Source organism: Streptomyces bohaiensis (assembly GCF_012033785.1).
GTDB classification, from domain to species: domain Bacteria; phylum Actinomycetota; class Actinomycetes; order Streptomycetales; family Streptomycetaceae; genus Streptomyces; species Streptomyces bohaiensis.
Genome location: NZ_JAAVJC010000205.1, coordinates 1 through 8,457, shown reverse-complemented (window position 1 = coordinate 8,457; position 8,457 = coordinate 1). Strand labels below are relative to the sequence as shown.

Genomic DNA, 8,457 nt, shown 5'->3' with positions numbered 1-8,457 from the left:
GTCCCCGGACCCGACGGGGCGACGGGTACCTGGCTGAAGGCCACCATCCTCAACCCGCACACCCAGACCGCCGACCTGCGCTCCCTGCTCAAGCTGGTGCGCGAGGCCGTCCGCGAGGGCGTCGAGGACGGTGTCCAGCAGGGGCCGGAGGGCTCGTGGCCCGGCGGTGCCGCCGGCCAGGGGGTGCGGCTGGGGTGCTGGAGGCATGAGAGGGCTCCCGTCGGTGCGCGGATTCCCGCCCGTCCGGGGCCTGGGCCGCGGCGGACGGACGGTGGTGGGGTACGGGGCCGGGCGGCGTCGGCCGGCGGTGCGGGTGGGTCGTCACGGGTGGTGCGCCGTGGTCGGAGGCGGGGTCGGAGACGGGGTCGGAGGCGTAGGCGGAGGCGGGGTCGGAGACCTGCCCGGGCGGACGGGCGGGGTGGCAGGGGCGGGTGGGGCGGGGCAGGGCGGGGCACCCGACAGGACGTCAGGCCGACTTAGGTATACCTAACTCACGGGTGTCCGACGGGTCCTCCGGAGGCGATGGGGCGTGATCCTTGCCCGTGAGGAGGATTTCCGGCCACGTCGCTTCGAACCAACCCCGTCCGAGACGTGCGGATTTGAGAGGTGCGTTCCCGGCCCGGGGGTGCGGGGCGCCGGTCACTCCTGTGCGGGGAGCTCCGGCATCCGCAGGTCGTGGCAGTCCCGCCGGGCGACCTGGTCCCTCGCGAACTGGTCGAGGACCGCGTGGAGCACGCCGGCGTCGAACTCGCGCCACGGACGACTCAACCGCAACCCGAAGTGCGCGGGCGCGCCGTCGCAGATCGCCGCGGCCCAGGCCCAGTTGGTGCCGAGGTACGGCCCGCGCAGCTGCCCCTGGCGGGCGCTGTCGGCGTACCAGCGGTGCTGCGCGTCGATGATCGGCAGCCCCCACTCGCCGAACCAGCTGGTCAGCACCAGCGCGGTCTGGCCGTCCGTCGTCCGCAACGTGCAGCGGCCGGCCGGCGCGGTGTCGGTGGCCGCAGCCGATACGGTCCAGCCGCCGCGGCGCGGCTCGGGCAGCGGCCCGGTGGCCAGCACCCCGCACGGCGTGCCCGCCGCCTCCTCGGCCGCGGTCGGCTCCGCGGCCCGGAAGCCGCCGTCGTGGCGCAGCGGGGGCGCCCCGCAGTCCAGCCGCTCCGCGACGGCGTTGGTGAGGGCGACGGCCAGCGCGAGGGTGCCCTCCCCCACCTCGCCCGAGGGACCGCGGACCGTCACCAGCGGCCGGTGGTCGAAGCCGTCGTCCGGTCGCTCCAGCCCCGGGCACGGCGGCAGCAGGTGGAACCAGCCGTAGTGGGTCACCAGTCCCGGCAGCCCGTCCGGCAGCGCCTGCAACGAGGTCTCCTCGTGGACGCGTTCGGCGAGGTCGGCGACGAGGGCCGAGCGGACGGCGTCCCGGTCGCTGAGGGCCGCGACCGACAGCAGCCGCCGGTCGTCGCGGTCGTACAGGACGCAGGTGTACTCGCCGAGCCGCGGGTCGAAGGTCTCCTCGACGCGGTAGACGGCGGCGTCGGTGACGGCGTCGAGCGCGCCGGGGGGCAGGTCCCGCGCGCAGCCGCCCGCCGAGGGTCGCGTCAACTCGCTCAACGGGCCGAAGGCGGCGGCCGCCAGGACCAGTGCGAGGCCGATACCGGCCGCCAGGAGGAGGCGCCGCCGCGCGGCGCCGTGTCGCCCACTCATGTGCCGTGCCCTCTGAGCCCGTCGGAAGCCGTCCCCCGCCGGGCCGGACCCGGTGGACTCTTACCGTAAGGGGTGACGGACGCTCCGTGCACCGGCTCGGCGAGATCGGGGCGCTCCCGGGTGCGGGAGAGGCGGCGGCCCGCACCCGGGAGCGCGGGAGAGGCGGCGTCAGGCCGTGGCGGCGGCCCGGACGCGCAGCGCGCGCGCCATGTCGTCCAGCCGGTCGGTCAGCCCCCGCCGCAGCGCCGCGCCGACCGCCGCGTCGTCGCGGACCGCGGCACCCAGCCGCAGCGTCTCCTCCGAGACGAACGCCGCCGGGAAGGCGTGGCGGCAGGCCGCCTGCGTCAGGGCGTGGCCGCGCCGCTCCGCGAGCGCCGGCACGGCCGCGAAGTACCGCTCGACGTAGGGCGCCAGCAGATCGCCGTGCTCCGGGTGCCAGAAGCCCTGCGCGGTGGCGGTGAACAGGTAGGCCGACAGCCGGTCGTCCTCCCCGAACATCGCCTCCCAGGCGGCCGCCTTGTGCTCGGCGGTGGGCAGCGCCGCGCGGCAGCGCGCCGCGCCCTCCTCGGCGGTGGCGCCGGGGTCGGCGGCCGCCTCCGCGTCGATCTCCTCGGGGGTGAGGTCGCCCAGGACGGCGAGCCGGTGCAGCACCTGCCACCGCAGCTTGGGGTCCAGCTCCGGCCCGCCGGGGACGGTGCCGTCCTCCCACCACCGCCGCAGGTCGCCGGGGTGCGCCGCGGCGCCGATGAGGCAGCGGGCGGCGAGGAGGCGGCGGGCCGGGGCGGCGGGGCGGTCCAGCAGTTCCCGTGCCAGGTCGCGCAGGGTGGCCAGCGCCAGCTCGCGCGCGCTGCCGGTGAGGTAGTGGTCGGCGACGGTGGAACGGGCGAAGGTCAGCACCGCCTCCAGGATCGCCAGGTCGTCCTCGTCCGGCAGCTGCTCGCGCGCCATCGCCACCAGCGCGACGGGGGGCAGCGCGGCCTCGCGGACCATCTCGCGCGCCGCGCCCCACACCACGGTGCGGGTCAGCGGGTCGGGCAATGCGGAGACGGTGCGGCGCGCGGTCTCCCAGGAGCCGTCGTCCAGCCCGACACGGGCGTAGGTGAGCTCGCCGTCGTTGACGACGAGCAGTGCGGGCCGCTCCCCCGCGCCCTCGACCGCCGCCACGCCGTCGCCGGGCGGCAGCTCCACGTCGTGGGTACCGAGCGGGACCGGGGCCCCGGTCCCGGCCGCCGCGGTGCCGTAGGCGCCGACCCGCAGCCGGTGCGGCCGACCGCCGCTGTGGGCGATCTCCAGCCGCCAGCCCTCGGAGGTGGCGGTCACGGTGGGGGCCAGGGTGTCCGGACCGGCCGTGCGCAGCCAGCGGTCCGCCCAGGCGTGGACGTCGCGCCCGGAGGCGTGGCTGAGGGAGTCGATGAACTCGGCCAGGTCCGCGTTGCCGAACCGGTGGCGGGCGAAGTGCTCGTTGATCCCCGCCAGGAAGTCCTTCTCGCCCAGCCACACCACGAGCTGGCGCAGCGCGGAGGCGCCCTTGGCGTAGGAGATGCCGTCGAAGTTGAGCCAGGCGGAGGCGGTGTCGGGCACCGCCTCGGGCAGCGGGGCCACCGGGTGGGTGGAGGGGCGCTGGTCGGCGTCGAGCCCCCACGCCTTGCGCTGCGCCGCGAACTCGGTCCACGGCTGGAAGTCGGTGGCCTCCGCGAGGACCTGGTAGCCCATGTACTCGGCGAACGCCTCGTTGAGCCAGATGTCGTCCCACCAGCGGAGGGTGACCAGGTCGCCGAACCACATGTGCGCCATCTCGTGGGCGATGACGATCCCGCGGAGCTGCCGCTCGGTGTCGGTCACCGCCGAGCGGTGGACGAACTCGTCGCGGAAGGTGACCAGCCCGGGGTTCTCCATGGCGCCGGCGTTGAACTCGGGCACGAACGCCTGGTCGTAGGAGTCGAACGGGTAGGGCTCGTCGAAGATCTCGTGGTAGCGGTCGAAGGTGCGGCGGGTGATGTCCCACAGCTCCTCCGCGTCCTTGTCCAGGTGCTCGGCCAGTGACTGCCGGGCGTGCAGCCCGAACGGCAGTCCGGCGTGCTCGGTGCGGACCGAGTGCCAGGGCCCGGCGGCCACCGCGAGGAGGTAGGTCGAGATCGGCTGGGTCGGCGCGGCGCTCCAGCGGCCGGGCTCGCCGTCGACCGGCGTGCAGACGCCGTTGGCGAGGACGGTCCACTCCGGCGGCGCGGTGACGTGGACCTCGAAGACCGCCTTGAGGTCGGGCTGGTCGAAGGCGGCGAAGACCTTGGGGGCCTCCGAGAGGCAGCACTGGGTGTAGAGGTAGGTCAGGCCGTCGGCGGGGTCGGTGAACCGGTGCATGCCCTCGCCGGTGTGCGAGTAGGCCATGTCGGCCTCGACGCGCAGCTCGTGCTCGCCGGCGGTCAGCGCCAGCGGCAGCCGTCCGTCCTGGACCGCCGCCGGGTCGATCTCCCGGCCGTCGAGGCTGACCCGGTGGACGACGGGCGCGACGACCTCCACGAAGGTCTCCGCGTCCTCACGGGCGGCGAACCGCACCGTGGTGGCCGACCGGAAGACCTCATCCCCCCGGGTGAGGTCGAGATCGACGGTGTACCGGTGCACATCGAGCAGCCGGGCGCGTTCGCGCGCCTCGTCACGGGTCAGAATCGCCATGGGGCCATGCTGCCGCATGGCCGCGCGGCGCGGTACGGCGGTGCGGCCCGGCGGGGGGACCGCACCGCCGGGGCCGGCCCGGTCCGCTCCGTCAGCTCTCCCGCGCGATGGTCTCGTGGTGGCGGATCACCTCGGCGATGACGAAGTTGAGGAGCTTCTCCGCGAACGCCGGGTCCAGGCGCGCCTCCGTCGCCAGCTCCCGGAGCCGCGCGATCTGGCGGCTCTCCCGGGCGGGGTCGGCCGGCGGCAGCTGGTGCTCCGCCTTCAGCCGCCCGACACGCTGCGTGCACTTGAAGCGCTCGGCGAGCATGTACACCACGGCGGCGTCGATGTTGTCGATGCTGGCGCGCAGCCGCTCCAGCTCGTCCTGGACCTCGGGTCCCCGGTCACCGGGACCGGGCTCGCCGGACCGGGTGGCGGCGCCGGGCGGCGGGGCGCCTCGCTGGTCGGTGCGGTCGCTGTCACTCATGGTGCCCGACTGTAGGCGCCTCGGGTCGGCGCGGGGTGCGCCCGTCCGCAGCGCGGGACGGCGCGCCGCCGGGGTGTTCCGTCCGGTCGCGCCGGCGGACGGCGAGGGGCGGCGTCCGGCGCCTACAGTGGACAGCGGCGCGGGAGGAGGCTGGTCGCATGACGATCGGCGGTGGCGGTACGGCACGGGACGTGGAGCGCGGCTTCCCGCACCTCGCGGAGGTGCGCGGTGCGTTGCGCGCCCTGTACCGCGGGTTGTCCGGCGACCGGGTGCGGTCGTTCGGCACCTCGGTCCTGCCGGTCGACGTGGCCTTCGACGACGCCGAGGAGCTGACCGCCGGCGTACGGCGCGTGGCACGGGTGATGATCCGTCACCTCGGGCTGCCCGAGGCGCCGGTCACCGTGCGGTTCCGCGAGATGCCGGAGGCGGCGTGGGTGGAGCCGGCGGCGGACCGGGGGTACGCGGTCGAGCTGAACTCCCGGTTCGACCGGCACCGGCAGGACGTCGGCGCCGTGCTGGCGCACGAGATGACCCACGTGCTGCTGCACCGCTCGGGGCTGGCCCTGGCGGACACCGCGGCCGACGAGATCCTGACCGACACCGCCGCGGCCTACCTGGGGTGCGGCTGGCTGCTGCTGGACGCGTTCCGGCAGTCCGCGCTCGCCTCGCAGAAGTTGGGGTACCTCACCCCGGAGGAGTACGGCTACGTGCTCGCCAAGCGGGCGCTGGTCCACGGCGAGGACCCCCGGGTGTGGTTCACCAGCCCGCAGGCGTACGACGCCTACGGGAAGGGCCTGCGGCGCGCGGAGCACGACGCGGCGCAGCCGCCGCTGGCCGGTGCCGGTTGGGCGGCACGCCGCCGGTACGCGGCGCAGCGCGGTCTGGCGCGCGCCGGGGCCCCGGTGCCGGCGGGGGTGGGCCCGTACCGGTTCGAGACCGGGGGCGGCGCGGTCCGGGTGGTGTTCGACTGCCCGGTGTGCACCGGCCGGTTGCGGCTGCCGGTGGAGGGGCCGGTCCGCGCCCGCTGCGGCGTGTGCCGCACCGTGCTGGAGTGCGACACCTGACACCTGAGAGCTGAGAGCTGAGAGCTGAGACCCGACGCCCGTCCGCACGGGCGACGGCGGCCGGCGGAACCGCCGGGCGGCGCGCCGCCGTCGGGGAGGGTGGGACGCGCGAGGAGCGCGCGGCGGCGACAGGACGGAACAGTGATGGACGACGGCCACCACACGCGAGGCGCGGGCCCCGGCGCCGCCGCGGGACCACAGGGCGGACCGGAGGCGGTGACCGCACTGGCCGAACGGTGGCTTCCCGTGGTCGCCGACTCCCCCGGGACGACCGCGGCCGGCGGGGACTTCACCGTCTCCCCCGCCGGGCTGTGGCTGGCCACCGGGATGCTGGCCGCGGGCGCCGCGGGGGCCACCGCCGCGGAGCTGCGGGCGGTGGTCGGGACCGCCGGGGAGCAGGCGGCGCCGCTGCTGACCGAGGTGCGCGGGGCGCTGCGCGCCACCGACGCCGTGGTCTCGGCAGCCGGCTTCTGGGCGCGGGCGCCGCTCTACCGCGCGTTCCGCGAGGAGGTGCCGGAGGTGGAGTTCGGGCCGGTGGACGCCGGTCTCGCCGAGCGGCTGGACGCCTGGATGGCCCGCGCCACCGACGGCATGATCCCCCGGTCCCCTGTCCGGCCGCAGCCGGGTACCGCCGTGCTCCTCGCCGACGTGCTGGCGCTCACCGCCCGCTGGCAGGACCCGTTCCCGCCGTCGGCGACGGCCGACGCGCCGTTCACCGACGCCGCCGGGGGCAGGACGCCGGTGCCGGTGATGTGGCGGACCGCCCCGGTCGCCGACGCGTGGCACGTGGCGGAGCGTTCCGCGACCGTGGTCCGGCTGCGCTGCGCGGGCGGGCCGACCGCACCGGGGGCCGAGGTGCGGTGCGTGCTGGGCGCCCCCGGCGCCGCCGCGGCCGAGGTGCTCCCCGCAGGCTGGGCGCCGGCGACCGCGCGGTCGGGGCTCGACGCGGACCTGGTCCGGGTGGGGCTGCCCCGGCTGGAACTCACCACCACCGCCGAGCTGCTGCCGCAGCTCGCGGCGCTCGGCGCCCGGCTGCTCGCCGGTCAGGGGGCGGAGTTCCCCCGGCTCTCGCCCGAACCGCTGTTCGTGGACCGCGCGGTACAGCAGTGCGTCCTCTCCCTCGCCGAGTCGGGGGTGCGGGCGGCTGCCGCGACCGTGATGTCGATGCGGTTCGGTTCCGCACCCCCGGCCCGTCCTCCCCGGGTGGAGACGGTGCTCTTCGACCGGCCGTTCGGCGTGGTGGTACTGGACGGCTCGGGGCGACTGCCGATGTTCACCGCCTGGCAGGCGACGGCGCCGCGCTCACCGGCGGCCGCGGCGGCGCCCTGACCGGGGGCGGCGGCCCGGCAGCGGGCCCGGTCACGCCGGGGCGTGGCGGCCGATCGTCAACCGGACGTCACCGCCCGCCGCCGCGGCCCCTGGGACGAGCCACCGGTGGTCCGGGATGTCGGTACCGGCGTCGGTGGTGTGGGCGGGCACCGCCAGGAGCGCCCCCGCGTCGTCGTCGAGGACGAACTCCGCCTCGGTGACGACGCCGTCGGTGAAGCTCAGCGCGAGCGTCAACGGGTGCGGGTCGGCGGCGAAGGCCTCGGGGTCCTCCACCCCTGCCACCAGGACGCGGGCGCCGGGGAACAGGTGCGTGTGGGAGCAGTGGGCCGCGAGGACGGCGGCGCCGCCGGCGGGTCGGGACACGGGACCTCCGGTGGTTCGGGGTGGTCCCGGCAGTCTGGCGCCGGGCCGGTCCGCCCGCGCGCGATGTGCGGTCGCCGCGGCCCGGCGACCGCGCCGGGCGGTCCCCCGGGTTCGGCGGAACCGATCGGGGGCAGCGTCCGTCACAGACGCAACGCGCCCCGCGATCCGGGTGGGGCGCACGGGACGGAAGGAGCGTCATGCGCAGCAAGGTTCTGGTTCCGATGCTGGCAGCCACGGCCCTCACCATCGCGGCGTGCGGTGGTGACTCCTCCGGGGACGACGGGCCGCCGCCCGCCGCGGACTCCGGCGCGGACGACGGTGCCGCCGCCGGCGGCGCGGGGGACGACGGTGCCGGGGAGGACGGCGCGGCGGCAGGCGGCGCGCCGGGGGGCGAGGAGCGGCAGCCCGGTGATCTCCCCGACGAGAACGTCTTCGTCGAACGCGCCGAGCAGATAGCCGCCGACTGGCCGGACGCGCAGCCCGCCGACAACTTCTCCAGCCCGGTGCTGTGGGCGATCGAGGGAGTCGTGGAGGCGGAGCCGGGCGACACCGCGCTCACCGTGGTCGTCGGGCACGGCGACTGCGACGCCGACTGGGGCAGCTGGGTCCACGAGACCGACGACCTGGTGGTGCTCGGCGGCTGGTCGGTCGAGGATCCCGCCGCCGAGATCTGCAACGAGATGCTGGCGGTCGACGAGGTGGAGGTCGAACTGGAGCAGGAGCTCGGCGACCGCACCCTGGTGGACGCCATGACCGCGGAGGAGCCCACCCCCATGGCGCCGTCCGCCGGCTGACACCCCGGCTCGCCGCCGCCCCGGCGCGGACACGTCACCGCCCGGTACCGGGATCGATCCGGTACCGGGC

7 protein-coding genes and 1 pseudogene are annotated in these 8,457 nt (G+C 76.5%); 3 read left to right on the top strand and 5 right to left on the bottom strand.

What is annotated here, in order from left to right:
• From HCN52_RS24890 to HCN52_RS18490, 4 genes and pseudogenes are all read right to left on the bottom strand, one after another.
• Window positions 1–207: pseudogene (locus HCN52_RS24890) on the bottom strand (hypothetical protein); the annotation flags it as partial.
• Between the two features lie 432 nt (window positions 208–639).
• The gene (locus HCN52_RS18500) at window positions 640–1,698 is read right to left on the bottom strand and encodes a hypothetical protein (protein WP_168089572.1); all 1,059 of its coding nucleotides are present in this window, start codon (window positions 1,696–1,698) and stop codon (window positions 640–642) included.
• 168 nt (window positions 1,699–1,866) lie between these two features.
• Window positions 1,867–4,368, bottom strand: coding sequence for an aminopeptidase N (pepN, locus tag HCN52_RS18495; RefSeq protein ID WP_168089571.1), 2,502 nt, complete (start codon window positions 4,366–4,368; stop codon window positions 1,867–1,869).
• A 91-nt stretch (window positions 4,369–4,459) separates the two neighbouring features.
• Entirely contained in the window at window positions 4,460–4,837 is a 378-nt protein-coding gene (locus HCN52_RS18490; protein ID WP_168089570.1) for a chorismate mutase, read from the bottom strand.
• A 158-nt stretch (window positions 4,838–4,995) separates the two neighbouring features.
• Between HCN52_RS18490 and HCN52_RS18485 the strand changes: the two genes are divergently transcribed.
• Both HCN52_RS18485 and HCN52_RS18480 read left to right on the top strand, forming a co-directional pair.
• Window positions 4,996–5,901, top strand: coding sequence for a tautomerase family protein (locus HCN52_RS18485; protein ID WP_168089569.1), 906 nt, complete (start codon window positions 4,996–4,998; stop codon window positions 5,899–5,901).
• Window positions 5,902–6,045: 144 nt separating this feature from the next.
• Complete coding sequence (locus HCN52_RS18480; protein ID WP_168089568.1) at window positions 6,046–7,230, top strand: serpin family protein; 1,185 nt, start codon at window positions 6,046–6,048, stop codon at window positions 7,228–7,230.
• A 30-nt stretch (window positions 7,231–7,260) separates the two neighbouring features.
• Here HCN52_RS18480 and HCN52_RS18475 read toward each other — a convergent pair whose 3' ends face one another.
• Window positions 7,261–7,593: a hypothetical protein gene (locus tag HCN52_RS18475; protein WP_168089567.1), complete on the bottom strand. Its 333-nt coding sequence runs from the start codon at window positions 7,591–7,593 to the stop codon at window positions 7,261–7,263.
• A gap of 197 nt (window positions 7,594–7,790) precedes the next feature.
• On the opposite strand from HCN52_RS18475, the gene HCN52_RS18470 reads away from it, so the two are divergent.
• Window positions 7,791–8,387, top strand: a complete 597-nt coding sequence (locus HCN52_RS18470; RefSeq protein WP_168089566.1) for a hypothetical protein — start codon at window positions 7,791–7,793, stop codon at window positions 8,385–8,387.
• Window positions 8,388–8,457 lie beyond the last annotated feature (70 nt).